The following is a 15,822-nucleotide window of genomic DNA, read 5'->3' as shown; positions in this document are numbered from 1 at the left end:
ATTGTGGTCGTTGGGGACCGCTGTGCCGTGTGGCGCCCCCCTCTGTCCTGCCGGACATCTGCCCCACAAGGGGGGAGATCGACTCGTGGCTTGCTCCCGGCCAAACAATGAGCGTGGAGCGAGCGGCTGCGCCCAGCCAATCTCCCCACCTGTGGGGGAGATGCCCGGCAGGGCAGAGGGGGGTAACCCGGGCGCTGAGGCCGAGGCTAACGCTAAAGCTAAAGCCTACCGCCCCCCAATCACGCCGATATAATCCGACACCCAGCGGTGATAGGGCACGCATTCGCCCTGTTCGCACTTGGCGGTGGGCGTGCGCCAGAACTTGATCTTGTCGAAGTGATCATAGCCGTTGGTGGCGCAACCGGTGTCGGTCATCAATTCGTTGCCCTTGCAGGCAGCCGGAACCGAGGGGACGGCGCCGAACCAAGCGGCGGCGTCGCCCTGGACCTTGGCGGACAGCGAATGTTCCATCCACATGTAGGCGCAGTTCGGGTGCTCGCTGTCGGCATGCAGCATGGTCGTGTCAGCCCAGCCGGTGACGCCTTCCTCGGGGAAGGTGGAGGCGATCTTCTGCTTGTCGGCCTGCATCAGGTTGACCTGGAAGGGCCAGGAGCCGGAAGCGACGACGCCTTCGTTCTTGAAGTCGTCGATCTGGATCATCGCATCGTGCCAGTAGCGCGAGACGAGCTTGCGCTGGCCGCGAAGCAGATCCAGCGCTGCCTTGTACTGGTCCTCGTTGAGCTCGTAGGGGTTCTTGATGTTGAGTTCCGGCTTGTGGGCCATGAGATAGAGGGCGGCATCGGCGATGTAGATCGGGCCGTCATAGGCCTGAACGCGGCCCTTGTTGGACTTGCCGTCGGGCAGCGTTTCTTCCTCGAAGACCACCTTCCAGCTCTTCGGCGCCTCGCCCTTGAAGGCGTCGGTGTTGTACATCAGCACGTTCGGTCCCCAGAGATAGGGAACGCCGTAATGGACGCCGCCAACTGTGTACCAGGGCGCATCCTGCAGCCGCTTGTCGACATTCTTGAAGCTCGGGATGAGATCGGTGTTGATCGGCTGGACGCGCTTGCCGGCCACGAGGCGGAGCGACGCGTCGCCCGAGGCGGTGACGAGGTCGAAGCCGCCCTCGTTCATCAGCGACACCATTTCATCGGAGGTGGCGGCGGTCTTGACCGAAACCTTGCAGCCGGTTTCCTTTTCGAAGCCGGTGACCCAGTCGTAATTCTTGTCGCTTTCGCCGCGCTCGATATAGCCGGCCCAGGCTACGATGCTGACGGCGCCTTCGCCCTTGCCCAATTCCTTCAGCGGCTCGGCCGCCACGACCTGCGTCACGAAGCTCAGGGTCGCAAGCGCAGCCGTGCACGATTTCAGAAGATATTTCATCTGATGTCTCCCGGTTTTGGTGCCACTTCGTGGCGTTTTGTTCCCGGCAGAAAAGGTGACGCGAAAAAGCCGCTTTCGCAAATTCATTTATCAGAATGGCGATATCGGAAATTCCGATAGGTGGTTGCGTGCGCTAGGATTTAGCGTGGTCGTCCTGAGCGCATGGCCTCGGCGATGCCGACGAAATCCCTTGCGGCCTGCGGCAGGCTGGAACCCTTGCGCCAGACCATGCCGACCTGCACGACCGGAAGCGAGCCCGAGACATCGCGGCTTTCGATACGGTCGCCTTCCAGCGACCAGGGGCGGTAGACGAGATCGGGCAGCAGCGCCACGCCGGCGCCTGTCGCGACCAGGCTGCGCACCGCTTCGACGGATCGAGTGCGGAAGGCGACGTGGGGGCGGGCGCCGAGTGCCGACAGGAGCTTGCCGGTGTTCTCCTCGATTTCGTCGACGGTCAGCATGATCAGCGGTTCGCGGGCGATATCGGCGATCGAGATGATGTCGGCGGACACAAGCGGATGGCCCATGGGCAGCCAGAGGCGATAGGGCGAGGTTTCCAGGATCTCGGCCTGCAGCGCCATGCGGTCGCGCAGGTTGGAGATGACCATGACGGCGACATCGAGCTCGCCGCCGACCAGCAGATGTTCCAGATAGCCGCCATTGTCCTCGATGGCCGAGACCTCGACGCCGGGGCAGGCGCGGCGGTAGCGGGCGAGCAGGTCGGAGAGCACATAGCCGGCGACCAGGGATGTGACGCCGATGTTGAGCGTGCCCGAGGGCTGGTTGCTGGTGCCGGAAAAGCTGGCGCGGGCATCGGAGACGCTGGCCAGGATCTTGGTGGCATGGCGCAGGAACTGGTGGCCGTTATGGGTGATCGTCAGCCCGCGCGGATGGCGGTCGAAGAGCTCGACGCCGAGGTCGGTCTCCAGCTCCTTTAGTGCTTCCGTAACCGAGGATTGCGAGATCGACAGGTTCTGCGCGGCCCGCGTGATCGAGCCCTGCTCGGCCACTGCGATGAAGTATTGAATCTGGCGAAGCGTGAAGGCCATGGCATGTTAGAGCATGGCGCCCGAGGCCATTGCAAGCGTGCACCATGCTGGACCTTTTTTGGGATAAGTCTCTTTGTGGCACAAACTTCTTGCCCGCATTTAAGTATTCCGAAACGTCATTTCTCTAGCGTCCACACCAGTTTATTGCGTTGGAGTGACTTGATGGCGGAGCAGTTGGCGTGAAGGCCTTACTGCGCATCTTCCGGCCTTCCCGGAAATTGGTGCTGATCATCGGCGGAATTGCCCTTCTTGGGGGCGTTTCCGGCGGCGCAGCGCTGTATATCGGCAAGGACACCCTGCTCGGTCCTCCCGCGGAGACCGTGAACGGCGCCGCGTGCACCGACGTCAATCTCGTCACCATCAAGAAGCAGAAGCGGGTCTGGATTCGCAAGTATATCAAGACCGAACCGACCGACGGCATGACCCGCGTCAAGACGGCGCTGAGGGTAGCGAAAGCCGTCTACGACGCGCAGAAGCCGGATCTGGTGCAGGTCGTGGTGCTCGACGCCAACGGACCGACGCTGCGCTCCGATATTCGCGGCCGGGCGATCGGTGCCGACGTCGTCTATATCCCGCATCCCGATCCGATCGTTGAAAGCATCGAGGGCAACAAGACCTACACCGCGCGCTACTACGACGGGACGGCTGCGGCCAACGGCCTGTTTTTCGGCGAGCGCGTCGACCTGCCCGAGGACGAGATCACCACGCTCAACGCGTCGTTCAAGGACGTGTCCGATTGCATCGACCCGATCGCGGTGGCCGCGACCGAGGGCGGTGAGGGCAAGCCGGCCGCCAAGGGCGAGGGCGCGAAGCCGGCCGAGGGAGGACACGGAGCTGCACCGGCCGAAGGTGAGGCAGCCCCGGCGGCGGCGCCTTCAGGCGGGCACTGAGTGGTTGCTTGCGGTGCGCGGGTACAGAGCTTTTCAGCCTGACGCGACGCTATTGAGTTAGCGAGCGCGGTCCCCACAATCTCCCTCATCCCTGTGCCCAGACTTCGTCCGGGCGATGTCACAGGGATCCAGCGCGATCAAGTCCTTGATCGCAATAGACTCTCTTCGCCGCGCGGACGCGCGTCGGCTGGATTCCTGTGACAAGCACAGGAATGAGGGTGGTGGGAGAGGCGCTATCAGTGCAGCCAAACAAAAAGGCGGCCAACCCTCTCGGGCGGCCGCCTTTTGCGTGTTTGTAACCAGCCTTAGTCAGCCTTGGCCTTGCGGGCCGGGAAGAGGATGACGTCGCGGATCGAGGGGGCGTTGGTCAAGAGCATGGTCAGGCGATCGACGCCGATGCCGAGGCCGCCTGCGGGCGGCATGCCCTGGTCGATGGCGTCGAGGAATTCGTCGTCCAGCTGCTTGTCCTTCTCGCCGCGGGCATGGGCCTGCTCGAGCTGCTCGACCATGCGGCGGCGCTGTTCTTCCGGATCGTTGAGTTCCGAGAAGGCGTTGCCCAGTTCCCAGGCATTGCAATAGGTCTCGAAACGCTCGACGAGGCGCGGCTCGCCCGGCACTTCCTTGGCGAAGGGCGAGATGTCCTTCGGGAAGTGGGTGACGTGGCTCGGCTGGATCAGCGTGCCTTCGACCTTCTCCTCGAAGATGAAGGCGAGGCATTCGCCCCAGGTCCAGTCCTTCTCGACCTCGAAGCCGGCGGCCTTGGCGGCCGTGCGGGCTTCCTCGTCGGTCTTCATGGCGAGGAAGTCGATACCGGTCGCTTCCTTGACCGCGTCAGGCATGGGGACGCGCTTGAACGGACCCTTAAAGGAGATCTGCTTGTCGCCGAAGGGGAATTCGGTGGTGCCGTGAACCTGCAACGCCAGCTTTTCGAACAGGCGCTCGACGAGGTCCATGATGTCCTCGTAGTCGGCATAGGCCCAGTAGCACTCCATCATGGTGAACTCGGGATTGTGCCTTGTGGACACGCCCTCGTTGCGGAAGTTGCGGTTGATCTCGAAGACCTTGTCGGTGAGGCCCGACACCAGCGTGCGCTTCAGGAAAAGCTCGGGCGCGATGCGCAGGTACATGTCCTGCTTCAGCGTGTTGTGGTGCGTCTTGAACGGATCGGCCGTCGCGCCGCCGTAGACCGAGTGCAGCATCGGCGTCTCGACTTCCATGAAGCCGTCGTCTTCCATGAAGCGGCGGATGCCGGAAAGGATCTTCGAGCGCTGCTGGAAGCGGAGCTTGGATTCGTCGTTGCTCATGATGTCGAGGTGGCGCTTGCGATAGCGGATCTCGATATCGGCGATGCCGTTCCACTTCTCCGGCATGGGGAGAAGCGACTTGGTGAGCATGGTGATCTCTTGCGCGTTGATCGACAGTTCGCCGCGCTTGGTGCGCCGCACGGTGCCGGTCACGCCGATAATGTCGCCGATGTCGATCATGGCGAGCATCTCGCGGGCGGCCTCGGGCGTCACGTCCTTGTGGCTGAAGATCTGGATCTTGCCGCCGGCGTCATGGATATCCATGAACATGCCGGAATTGCGCGAGGAATAGACACGGCCGGCGACGGTGACGACGTCAGTCGTCTCGATGTCGGATTCCAGATCCTTGTACTTCTCGGCCAGCTCGGCATTGGTGATGGTGCGGTGGAAATGCGCCGGATAGACGTCGCCGATCTTTTCGCGCAGCAGCTTCAGCTTCTGGGCGCGAACCTCAGTCGCGTCGGAGGAGAGGGTGGCGGTTTCGGTCTTTTCGGTCATCTTGTCGGCCTTTTTCGGGCTGTGTTCGTTGCGGTTACCCCCCTCTGTCCTGCCGGACATCTCCCCCACAAGGGGGGAGATCGGCTGGGCTCACCCGATCGCCTACGCTCATTGTTTGGCGTAGGCCGGACCGCTGGTCGATCTCCCCACTTGTGGGGGAGATGCCCGGCAGGGCAGAGGGGGGTACTTCAGAATGCCGACGTTAACGCCGGCACTTTCTTGTCAAATTACTTCGGTCCCACCAGCGAGGCCACGGCCTGGGCGGCCAGTTTCAGGCGCTGGCGGACGACCGAGCGGCCGAGGATGGCCATACTGTCAAACAGCGGCAGCGAGCGCGACGAGCCGGAGACGGCGACGAAGAGCGGGGCGACGATGACCTTGAGCTTCTTGCCCATGCGGTCGCCGATGGCGCGCAGCTCGGCTTCGATGGATTCGACGTTCCACTCAAGGATCTTTTCCAGATCCGGCTGCACCGTGTTGAGGATCTCGAGGATCTCTTCCGGCGGCGACTTGATCTTGGCGAAGGCGGACGGATCGAGGTTGAGGTCCGACTTCAGGAGGAAGCCCATCAGCTCCGGCAGTTCGCCGAGCTTGGAAATGCGCGACTGCGACAGCGCCATGCCGGCCTTCAGGCGATCGTTTTCCATCGCCCAGGTGAGAACGCGGCTCTGGAACTCTTCTTCCGACATCTTCTCGCGGATCCACCGGCCGTTCAGCCAGTCGAGCTTCTGAATGTCGAAGATGGCGCCGGCCTTGGAGAGGTTTTCCGGGTCGAACTTGCCGGCCAGTTCCTCGATGTCGAGCAGTTCTTCGCCTTCGGCGATCTGCACGAAGAACAGGCCGAGGAAGTTCATCAGCGCTTCCGGAATGTAGCCGAGCGCGGAGTAATAGCTGATCGAGGTCGGGTTCTTGCGCTTCGACAGCTTCGACTTGTCTGCATTTCTCATCAGCGAGAGATGCATGAAGACAGGCTGCTCCCACTCGAAATAGCGATAGAGCAGGATGTGCTTGGGCACCGATGCCAGCCACTCCTCGCCGCGCGCGACGTGGGTGATCTTCATCAGATGGTCGTCGATGACGTTTGCCATGTGATAGGTCGGCATGCCGTCGCCCTTGATCAGGACCTGCATGTCGACCGAATCCCACGGGATCGAGACGTCGCCATAGACGCCGTCGGTGAAGTCGCAGGAACCCTCGGTCGGGATCTTCATGCGGATGACGGAGCTTTCGCCCGATGCCAGCTTGGCGGAGACTTCCTCGGCGGAATACTTCAGGCAGAGACCGTCATACTTCGGCGGCTTGCCGGAGGCGCGCTGGGCCTCGCGCATTTCGGTCAGGCGCTCGGGCGTGCAGAAGCAGCGGAAGGCATGGCCCTTGTCCAGCAGTTCCTGGGCGTAGGGCTGGTACATCTCCTTGCGGTCGGACTGGCGGTAGGGGCCGTAGGGGCCGCCGATATCGGGGCCTTCCGACCATTCCAGGCCGCACCACTTCAGCGCGTCGAGCACCTTGGTCTCGAATTCGGGCGTCGAGCGCGTGGCATCGGTGTCTTCGATACGCAGGATGAACTCGCCGCCGTGCTTCTTGGCGAAGAGATAGTTGAAGAGTGCGATGTATGCGGTGCCGACATGCGGCTCGCCGGTTGGCGAGGGAGCAATGCGGACGCGGACGCCGGAAGCTGTCATTTTATGTGCCCGTCAAATAAATGCCGGACGGCTTTCTGAGGGAAAGCAACGCTCGGCCTGAAGAATGCAGATAACTGGATCAGGAAACCGGCCGGAAAAGGGCATTTCGCCCGCTTGCCCGGCCAATTGTCCGTTTGGCTGGCTTTAAGGCCATATTCGGCTGCACACGTCAAGGAAAATGCCGCCCGTGCCGTCGGTTGCGCCAGTCCGGCACGCCCATCTGGTCACGTCTCAGGTAACCGGCCATACCCAGAGCAGCAGCGGCACGCTGACGAGGATGATCAGGAAGGAGAGCGGCAGGCCGAGGCGGGGGTAATCGCTGAAGCGATAGCCGCCGGGACCGAAGACCAGCGTGTTGCACTGGTGGCCGATCGGGGTCAGGAAATCGCAGCCGGCACCGATCGCCACCGCCATCAGGAAGGCGTCGGGCTTGTAGCCGAGGGTCTGGGCGAAGCTCGCGGCAATGGGCGCCATGACGAGAACGGTGGCGGCGTTATTGAGGAAGGGCGTGACGGCCATGGCGGTGATCAGAATCAGCGCCAGCGCGCCGTAATGCGGCATCTGGGCTGCGAGATGGCCGAGCCAACCGGCGATCAGTTCGCTTCCTCCTGTCGTCCTCAATGTATCGGAGACCGGGATGAGCGTCGCGAGCATGATCAGGATCGGGGCGTCGAGCGCCTTGTAGACATCGACCAGCGGGATGACGCGGAAGACGACCATGGCGAGCGCCGCGCAGAAGAAGGAGGTGGCGACGGGCACGACGCCGGTGGCGGTGGCGGCCATGGCGGCGAGCAGGATCAAAAGCGGCAGATAGGCGCGGCGCGAGGTGCCGAGCATGATGTCGCGCTGGGCAAGCGGCAGGCAGGCGAATTCCTGCAGGAAGGCGGGCAGGTTGCGGCGGTTGCCCTGCAGCACCAGCACGTCGCCGGCGCGCAGGCGAACTTCGCTCAGGCGCTCGTTCAGCCGGTGGCCCTTGCGGGAGACGGCGAGCAGGTTGACGCTGCGGCGGTTCGACAGCGACAGCTGCCGTGCCGACCAGCCGACCAGCTGCGATTCCGAGGCGACGATCGCCTCGATCGAGATGAGGTCGTTGCGCTCGGCGGGATCGGCGATCGGCTTGCCCGAGAGTTTCAGCTTGGCATTGGAGACGATGCGGTCGAGCGCGTCTGGGCTGCCTTCCAGCAGCAGCGTGTCGCCGTTTCTGAGTTCCACATCGGGGAAGGGCGAGAGGCGGGTGTGGCCGCGCAGGATGGCGGTCGCCACGGCGTCGCCGTCGCCGAGCTTGATGAGATCGCTGAGCGGCTTGCCCTCGACGGTCGATTCCTCTGCCACCGTGGCTTCGGAGAAGTAGGCCTTGGCGTCGAGCGCTTCCTCGAGCGAGGGGTTCTCATTCTTTCGCTCAGGGACCAGCCAGTGGAAGAAGATCAGGAAGACGACGCCAACCAGCGCCAGCGTGGCGCCGACGGGGGTGAAGTCGAACATGGTGAAGGGCGTGCCGGTGATCTCGCCGCGCAGGCGCGAGACGACGATGTTGGGCGAGGTGCCGATCTGCGTCATCAGGCCACCGAGCAAAGCCGCGAAGCTCATCGGCATCAGATAGAGCGAGGGCGACTTGCCGCTCTTGCGGGCGAACTGGAAGGCGACGGGGATCATGATCGCCAAGGCGCCGATGTTCTTGATGAAGGCGGAGAGGACGGCGACGACGATGAGCAGCAGGGCCAACTGGGTATGCAGCGTATCGAGATTGGGAAAGAAGCGCTTGATCGCGGTATCGACGATGCCCGAGCGGGCGACGCCGGCGCTGACGACGAGCGCGCTGCCGACGATGATGACGATATCGTCGCTGAAGCCGGAGAAGGCCTTATCGAAGGGCACGAGGCCGACCGCAATCGCCAGCACCAGCGCGCAGCAGGCGACGAGATCGTAGCGAAAGCGGTCCCAGATGAAGACCGCCATCATCAGGCCAATGACGCCGAAGGCGAGAATCTGCTGTGTTGTCATGCGTTTCCGGGAACTGGATCGGAAGCCGGGAGATTTCCCGGCCTTCGCGGATAACTGTGCCGAGCGCGATGCACTTCAATGGCTTAGGGCGTGCAAAATTCGTGAGGGCATGCGGCGCCTGGGGTAGTTCGCATTGAGATTTCGGTCGCGGTCGGTATATGGACGCTGATGGGCGGATCGTATCGCCGAGGAGTGAGCATGGGCAATGAGACGCGCAAGGGCGCTGCGGGCAACAAGCGTCCGGATGAAAGGGCGCCCGATACGCTCGCGCTCCTGAAGGCGATCGCGGACAGCCCGCGACGCGACAACTCGAGCTATCACGACGCGATGGCGCAGGCCCGCCAGGCATTCGAGGCGGCGGAAGCGGCGATCGGCGGTCCCGTCAGGGTCAAGACGAAGATCAAGACCAAGCGCAACGGCGACTATGTCGTGAAGTGGACCTTCAAGCCGGCTAAATAATCAGGCCGATCCGGGGGTGAAGCCGAAATAATAGACCATGGCCATGACCACGGCGACGGTGAAGATGATGGCGACGAACCGCGTCATGCCGCGGCGGGCTTTCTTTTCTGTGCTCTTCATACGGACCAAACCGATCAAGCAGCGATATGGTTCCGCATTTGGTCGTCAGCGTTGAAGTTCGGCCAGCGCGCGGCGCAGCGGCAGGTCGGAAATCTGGATGAGACCGCTGAAGGGGATATCCATGTCGAGCACCAGATAGATCGAGGCCGAGATCAGGACGGCGGCGATGACGAACATCGAGACGACGATGATGTTCTTCGGCGCGCGGTAGCCGAAGCTCGCGAAGATCAGGATCAGCCATGTCGCGAGCATGGCGATCAGCGGCCTCGGGATAACGCCTTCGGATTGCTCGACGAGGACCCAGCGCTGCTCGACGATGCGCTGGTATTGCTGGCGGGCATTGTTCAGGAGCGCGATATGGCCGGGATCATCAGGGGTGAGCAGCGCCAGGCTGTTTCCGACCTCGTTCAATGCGAACTCGGCGGCGGGGTCGCCTTTCACCAGCGGGTCGCTGGATGGCGGGACGTTGCCGAGCGCAATCTCCACGTAGGTGAAAAGCCGCCGCTTGGTCTCGTTGGCTTCCAGCCCGTAGGTTCGAAGCGTCTGGTCGAAGAGAATGATCTCGGTGGCGAAGCTGTGGACGTTGCTGTCGATGCCCTCGAAGGTATTCTTCGCCGAGTTGATCATCAGACTGAAGACCAGCGAGGTCATGACGACGAAGATATTGGCCACCAGGCGCACGACGGCGTTGGTCTCCTCCTGTCGGTGGTGGCTCGGCAGCCTGTGATAGCTGAGCATGGTGCCGATCGAAGCTGCGATCAGGCAGGCGCAGATAAAGGCTGCCAAAAACACTTCCCGAGACATCCCGATCATCCCCGCCCGATCCCCCAGATGGTGCCCGCGCCTTTCCCCTCAAAATTAGATGGTTTGGGCGATTTTGCCAGCGGGCGATTTTCCGCGCTGGACAAACCTGCGTGCGGGTATAGCTTCCGCGGCGGTATTTCATATTGGAGATTGATGATGACCGATGTTTTGAGCGTGCCGGTAAAGCTTGCCGATGGGCGCGAGACCACATTGAACGAATACAAGGGCAAGGTTGTGCTTGTCGTCAACGTCGCCTCGAAATGCGGCCTGACGGCACAGTATGAAGGGCTGGAGAAGCTCTACGAGGACAAGCGCGAACGCGGCTTGGTGATCGCCGCCTTCCCGGCCAACAACTTCAAGGGCCAGGAGCCGGGCACCGATGCGGAGATCGTCGAGTTCTGCACGCTGACCTACGACGTCAAATTCCCGATCTTCTCGAAGATCTCGGTGAAGGGCGACGATCAGCATCCGCTTTACAAGCTGCTGACGGGGTTGGACCTGCCGAGCACGGGCGAAGGACCGATGCGCGAAAAGCTGAGCGGCTTTGGTCTCGCCGTCGAGGGCGACACCGGCGTTCTCTGGAATTTCGAGAAGTTCCTGATCGGCCGCGACGGCAAGGTCGTCGCCCGCTTCGCGCCCGATGTGACCGCCGACGACCAGCGACTTGTGCAGGCGATCGACAAGGAACTGGCAGCCGGCTGATCGGTTCAGGCGCGACGGTGCCGGCGGCGAAATTCGCTCGGCGAGCACCGTTCGCGATCCTGGAACAGCCGCGAGAAATAAAAGGCGTCGTCGAGGCCGATCGTGCTCGCGATCGCCTCGATCGCAAGGTCCGACGTCGTCAGCAGCTGCTTGGCATGATCGATGCGCAGGCGCAGCTGGAAGGCCTTGGGCGAAAGCCCGGTCGCGGCCGCGAAGCGGCGCCGCAGCGTCGCCGGCGATAGGCCGAATTCCGAGGCGAGGGCGGTCATGTCGACCTGCTCGAACGCCCGCTGTTCCAGCGCTTCCACCACCTTCTCGATCGTTGCATCCGTCTTGGCGCCTGCTTTCCTGCGGGATGCCTGGCGGGCGGCTTCGACGACGATCCGGTAAAGCGTCGCGGCCGACGCGGCGAGGCCGAGCGGGTTGTCTTCGGTGAACTCGTCCTGCAGCGTGGTGAAGAGGTGTCGCATCTCGCGCGGGTTTTCGAGCGGCACCATCGGCGCTGCCTCGTCGATCAGGCGCTGGCGGAGCCATTCGTCGGCGAGGGTGCCTGAAAACAGCGCCCAGCGCTCGTCCCAGCTTTCGCCCGGATCGGGGCCATAGCCGTGCACCGTCCCGGTCGGCAGCCAGAAGAGCGCCGGTCCTGATATCTCGATCGTTCCCGCCTTGTCGCTATGCAGCCATCCATGCCCGCGTTCCACCATCACGACGGCATGCGTCGGCAATCGACGGTTCTCCAGCCGACTGGTGACGCGCTGGCGGCCGAAGCCTGTCACGGCCAGGCTCGTGGCGCCTGATGGAGGCGAGCGATAGAGGGCGATCGTAGCATCATTCATGAGCGAAAAGTCCAGCCCGTTCTTCCGTCCATGGTCTTCCTCTCCAGTGCAGGCGATAAAGCATTACGATATTCGCTTGGGAGGTGATCGAAATGTCAAGTCTTGCTGTTCAATCCCGTGACGCGCCGGCGATCGAGCTGTTTGCCGACGGCAAGCGCCTGTCGACCGCGCCGAACCGCATGGGGCGGCTGGAGGCGACGGATCCCGATATCGGGCTTGAAGCGATCCGCGAGCGATACGAGCGGGACGGCTATGTCTGGCTGAAGGGGTTCCTGAAGCGGGATGACGTGCTGGCGTTTCGCGGATGGGTGTTTTCGCATCTGGCGCGGTCCGGCCTGATCGAGGCGGGGTCAGACCCGGCGCTCGGGCTGGTCTCTGGCGCCGAGCCCGAGAAGCAGCTGGCCGACCGCATCCTGATGGCGCTGGTGCGCTCGGCGGCTTACGAGGGGTTTTGCGCGCAGCCTCGGTTGACGCGGTTCATGGACGAATTCCTTTCCGGCATCTCCTATCTGCACAAGCGCAAGATCATGCGCTTTACCCGGCCCGGCACGCCGACGGCAACGCCCGCGCATTACGATCTCGTCTATCTGCGCGGCGGAACTAGCCGGATCGTCACGGCCTGGATCCCGCTCGGCGATACGCCTGTCGATATGGGCGGACTGGTTTATCTCGAGGGCTCGCATGCGATCGGCAAGCGGATGGAGGTGGAGTTTGCCGAGAAGAGCGTTGAGTTGAGCGCGGAAGAGCGGATCAGCGCCTATAACAGGAACATGAGCGAGGGCGGCTGGGTGTCCAAGGATTTGCCTGGAATGGCCGAGCGCTTCGATACGCGCTGGCTGATCGCCGATTACGAGGCGGGCGATGTGGTGCTGCACAGCCCCTACATGATCCACGCGGCGACCACCAATCGCAGCGCTGAACATCTGATCCGGCTTTCGACCGATATCCGCTTTCAAAATGTCGAGGACGAGATCGATGCGCGCTGGGCGAACCACTGGACGCTCGGCGACATGCTCTGAACGACGGCTTTGATGCGAAACGGGCGCGGCCTGGTGGCCGCGCCCGTTTCGTTTTTAGTGCAAGGTTTCCTTGCTGGTGCCGCCGCGCTTTTTCTTCTTGGCGTTGCGGGCCAGCATATTGAGCACCTCGACGAGGGCGGAGAAGGCCATGGCGGCGTAGACGTAGCCCTTGGGGACGTGGAAGCCCATGCCTTCGGCGATCAGCGTCATGCCGATCATCATCAGGAAGCCGAGCGCCAGCATGACGATGGTCGGGTTCTTCTCGATGAAGTTGGCAAGCGGGGTCGCGGCAACCAGCATGACAGTGACGGCTGCGATGACCGCGATCACCATGATCGGCAGGTGCGGCGTCATGCCGACGGCGGTGATGATGCTGTCGACGGAGAAGACCAGGTCGAGAACCAGGATCTGGCCGATGACGGCGGTGAAGCTCGCGACGACAGCAGCCGACGCCGCGTCGTTCTCGTGGTCGACAGGGTCCACGGTGTGGTGGATTTCCTTGGTCGCCTTCCAGAGCAGGAAGAGACCGCCGGCGATCAGGATCATGTCCTTCCAGGAGAAGCCGTGGCCGAAGACTTCGAAGACCGGCGTCGTCAGCTTGACGATCCAGGCGACGGTGCCGAGCAGCGCCAGGCGCATGATCAGAGCCAGGCCGATACCGAGCTTGCGGGCCTTTTCGCGGGTTTCAGGTGGAAGCTTGTTGGTGAGAATGGAAATGAAGATGAGATTGTCGATCCCGAGGACCACTTCCATCACCACCAGGGTGACGAGGGCCACCCAGGCGGCCGGGTCCTGCACGAGCATCATGATGTCTTGCATCTATGTATATCCCTTTGCGCCACATTAGCGGTCGCTCGAATGTAATCGCGCGTCTTTGCTTAGCAAGTACGTCTTGCCAGCCAAGTCTTGGAAAGCGCGCAAGGGAGTATACGAAAGTCGGCGGGGTTTTATTCCGTGGCCGCGGTCAGCCAGGCGGAGTGCGCGGGGACCGCTCCTGTGCCGGAACGGTCCTGATGCTGGATGTCAGCGCTTGTTGGAGACCCCATAGGTCGCCATGAACATGCGCACGGCGCCATTGATGACGCGCTCCGTTTCTTCCTTCGACGGCGGCTTTTCCATGCTGCCAAACAGGCGGAACTTGAAGAAGCTGCCGCTGGAGAGATCGAGGAACTGGGCGGCCGCAAGTTCGATGTCTGATATATCGAGCTGGCCGGCTTCGACATAGCGAATGAGATAGTCGCGCAGGATGGTGCGCAGGTTTTCCGGGCCGTTGAAAAAACGCTGACAAAGCGCCGGCATACGGTCGCGAACACCGAGCACGGTGCGCATGGCGCTGATGACCTTCTCGTCGGTCATATGGGCGATGAAATCCATGCCGAAATCATGGAGACCGGCTTCCACGTCCTCGCGCTCGGCAAGGGTGGTGCGCATCGCGGCAACGAAGGCGGCGCGTTCGCTCTCGATCATCGCGGCGAACAGCTCTTCCTTGTTGGCGAAGTATACGTAGAGCGTACCCTTCGAAACGCCGGCCTCGCGCGTGATGTCGTTCATGCTGGCGGCATCGAAGCCGTACTTCATGAACGCGCGGCGGGCGCCGTCGAGAATCTGTTTGCGTTTTGCGGGGTCTTCACCCGCAGCCCATCTGCCTCCTGCAGATGCCGATTCCTCCACTGACACGTCGGAAAAGTCTGTCATAGCTCCTTAACCATATTCGCACATGCGAATGTTTCGTTAACAAAATCGAACCGGGTGGTTCGATACATCTTGATATGAACGTAAAAAGGCTCTATGTCAACTAAACCGAACCGTTCAGTTCGATCAGTTTTACTCGATTTACCGGTATTCTCTCATGTCGTCTAGCCAGAACGCCAATGTCACCAGGATTGTCAGCAAGCCTGCCGAAGGTGAGGCTCAGGAAGCCGTCACCGCGGAAGCCCCGCGCACGCCGCAGACCGTGGCCGCTCCAGTCGAGACGGCACCTGAGCAGAAGAAAAAGAAGCGCAGCCCCGTGCTCCCGATCCTCGGGCTGGCTCTTCTCGCGGGTGCCGCCTATTTCGGCTACCAGTGGTTCACGGTTGGTCGCTTCATGATCTCGACAGATGACGCCTATATCGAAGGTGATATCGCAACGATCTCTCCCAAGGTTACCGGCTACGTCGCCAAGGTGAACGTCGTCGCCAACCAGCAGGTCAAGGTCGGCGATACGCTGGCGACGCTTGATGACGGCGACTACAAGCTGGCGCTGGAACAGGCGCAGGCCTCGCTCGACACCGAGAAGCTTTCGCTGCAGCGCATCGACGCGCAGATTGCCGGCGGCGAGGCTAGCCTCGACCAGGCCAAGGCGCAGAAGGTTGCGCTCGATGCCACCGTTCGCGGTGCGCAGATCACCCAGACCCGCGCCAGCGAGCTGCAGGCGAAGTCGGTCGGCACCACCGCATCGCTCGACACCGCCAACATCGCGCTCGATCAGGCAAAGGCAAACCTCGTCGGCGGCGACGCCGCGATCGCATCGGCGGAAGCCAATGTGACGCTGCTGCACGCACAGCGCCGCGAAGCCGAAGGCACGATCCGCCAGCTCGAACTTGCCCGCGACAAGGCCGCGCGCGACCTGTCCTTCACGGTTCTCAAGGCGCCTTATGACGGCGTCGTCGGCAACCGCTCGGTTCAGGAAGGCGATCTGGTTTCGCCCGGTCAGCGTCTGATGGCGCTTGTTCCGGTCCGCCAGCTCTATATCGACGCGAATTTCAAGGAAACGCAGATCCAGCATCTGGTTCCGGGCTCCAAGGTCAATGTCCATGTCGACGCCTATGACGATCATGCGATCGTCGGCACGGTGGAATCGATCTCGCCGGCATCGGGCTCGGTGTTCTCGCTGCTGCCGCCTGAAAACGCGACGGGCAACTTCACCAAGATCATCCAGCGCGTACCGGTTCGCATCGCCCTGCCGCAGGACGCGCTCGATACGGGTCGCCTGCGCGCCGGCCTCAGCGTCGTTGTCGACGTCGACACGCGCACGGCGCCGGATGCCGCCAAGTAAGGCGCTTAGCGTTTAACTTGGCCACGTAATAGACGAGG

General features: G+C 62.4%; 14 protein-coding genes. 5 read left to right on the top strand and 9 right to left on the bottom strand.

Translation table 11 applies throughout. The features are described 5' to 3' along the window. Window positions 1-225: 225 nt before the first annotated feature. Together ACODTZ_RS30375 and ACODTZ_RS30370 are read right to left on the bottom strand one after the other, a co-directional pair. Window positions 226-1,383, bottom strand: a complete 1,158-nt coding sequence (locus ACODTZ_RS30375) for an ABC transporter substrate-binding protein (protein WP_018901999.1) — start codon at window positions 1,381-1,383, stop codon at window positions 226-228. Window positions 1,384-1,523: 140 nt separating this feature from the next. Further along, entirely contained in the window at window positions 1,524-2,432 is a 909-nt protein-coding gene (locus ACODTZ_RS30370; RefSeq protein WP_018901998.1) for a LysR family transcriptional regulator, read from the bottom strand. A 179-nt stretch (window positions 2,433-2,611) separates the two neighbouring features. On the opposite strand from ACODTZ_RS30370, the gene ACODTZ_RS30365 reads away from it, so the two are divergent. Continuing rightward, window positions 2,612-3,322 (top strand): hypothetical protein, encoded by a 711-nt coding sequence (locus ACODTZ_RS30365; RefSeq protein ID WP_113009201.1) that lies wholly within the window; start codon window positions 2,612-2,614, stop codon window positions 3,320-3,322. Window positions 3,323-3,627: 305 nt separating this feature from the next. Here the strand turns inward: ACODTZ_RS30365 and lysS are convergent, their stop codons facing one another. From lysS to ACODTZ_RS30350, 3 genes are all read right to left on the bottom strand, one after another. Then, the gene (gene lysS, locus ACODTZ_RS30360; RefSeq protein WP_489030311.1) at window positions 3,628-5,124 is read right to left on the bottom strand and encodes a lysine--tRNA ligase; all 1,497 of its coding nucleotides are present in this window, start codon (window positions 5,122-5,124) and stop codon (window positions 3,628-3,630) included. 227 nt (window positions 5,125-5,351) lie between these two features. Then, window positions 5,352-6,806, bottom strand: coding sequence for a glutamate--tRNA ligase (gene gltX, locus ACODTZ_RS30355; RefSeq protein WP_112944181.1), 1,455 nt, complete (start codon window positions 6,804-6,806; stop codon window positions 5,352-5,354). Window positions 6,807-7,037: 231 nt separating this feature from the next. After that, on the bottom strand, window positions 7,038-8,807 hold the full coding sequence (locus tag ACODTZ_RS30350; RefSeq protein WP_018901994.1) for an SLC13 family permease: 1,770 nt from the start codon (window positions 8,805-8,807) through the stop codon (window positions 7,038-7,040). Between the two features lie 198 nt (window positions 8,808-9,005). Here ACODTZ_RS30350 and ACODTZ_RS30345 point away from each other — a divergent pair, with 198 nt between their 5' ends. Further along, the gene (locus ACODTZ_RS30345; RefSeq protein ID WP_489030309.1) at window positions 9,006-9,266 is read left to right on the top strand and encodes a hypothetical protein; all 261 of its coding nucleotides are present in this window, start codon (window positions 9,006-9,008) and stop codon (window positions 9,264-9,266) included. A 165-nt stretch (window positions 9,267-9,431) separates the two neighbouring features. On the opposite strand, the gene ACODTZ_RS30340 is transcribed toward ACODTZ_RS30345, so the two are convergent. Next, window positions 9,432-10,190 (bottom strand): bestrophin-like domain, encoded by a 759-nt coding sequence (locus ACODTZ_RS30340; RefSeq protein WP_209233849.1) that lies wholly within the window; start codon window positions 10,188-10,190, stop codon window positions 9,432-9,434. A 153-nt stretch (window positions 10,191-10,343) separates the two neighbouring features. Between ACODTZ_RS30340 and ACODTZ_RS30335 the strand changes: the two genes are divergently transcribed. Next, window positions 10,344-10,892, top strand: coding sequence for a glutathione peroxidase (locus tag ACODTZ_RS30335; protein ID WP_047509736.1), 549 nt, complete (start codon window positions 10,344-10,346; stop codon window positions 10,890-10,892). A gap of 5 nt (window positions 10,893-10,897) precedes the next feature. Here ACODTZ_RS30335 and ACODTZ_RS30330 read toward each other — a convergent pair whose 3' ends face one another. Then, window positions 10,898-11,728: a helix-turn-helix domain-containing protein gene (locus tag ACODTZ_RS30330; protein ID WP_489030306.1), complete on the bottom strand. Its 831-nt coding sequence runs from the start codon at window positions 11,726-11,728 to the stop codon at window positions 10,898-10,900. Window positions 11,729-11,820: 92 nt separating this feature from the next. Here ACODTZ_RS30330 and ACODTZ_RS30325 point away from each other — a divergent pair, with 92 nt between their 5' ends. Next, entirely contained in the window at window positions 11,821-12,747 is a 927-nt protein-coding gene (locus ACODTZ_RS30325; RefSeq protein ID WP_489030304.1) for a phytanoyl-CoA dioxygenase family protein, read from the top strand. A 54-nt stretch (window positions 12,748-12,801) separates the two neighbouring features. On the opposite strand, the gene ACODTZ_RS30320 is transcribed toward ACODTZ_RS30325, so the two are convergent. After that, a complete protein-coding gene (locus ACODTZ_RS30320; RefSeq protein WP_047509731.1) occupies window positions 12,802-13,566 on the bottom strand; it encodes a TerC family protein in 765 nt (254 codons plus the stop codon). 204 nt (window positions 13,567-13,770) lie between these two features. After that, a complete protein-coding gene (locus tag ACODTZ_RS30315; RefSeq protein WP_489030301.1) occupies window positions 13,771-14,442 on the bottom strand; it encodes a TetR/AcrR family transcriptional regulator in 672 nt (223 codons plus the stop codon). 154 nt (window positions 14,443-14,596) lie between these two features. Between ACODTZ_RS30315 and ACODTZ_RS30310 the strand changes: the two genes are divergently transcribed. After that, the gene (locus ACODTZ_RS30310; protein WP_018901985.1) at window positions 14,597-15,784 is read left to right on the top strand and encodes an HlyD family secretion protein; all 1,188 of its coding nucleotides are present in this window, start codon (window positions 14,597-14,599) and stop codon (window positions 15,782-15,784) included. The last annotated feature ends 38 nt before the right edge of the window (window positions 15,785-15,822 follow it).

It is taken from the genome of Rhizobium sp. FG113, from assembly GCF_057809895.1.
The sequence above is the reverse complement of the archived record's forward strand: the minus strand, read 5'-3'. Positions and strand labels throughout refer to the sequence as shown.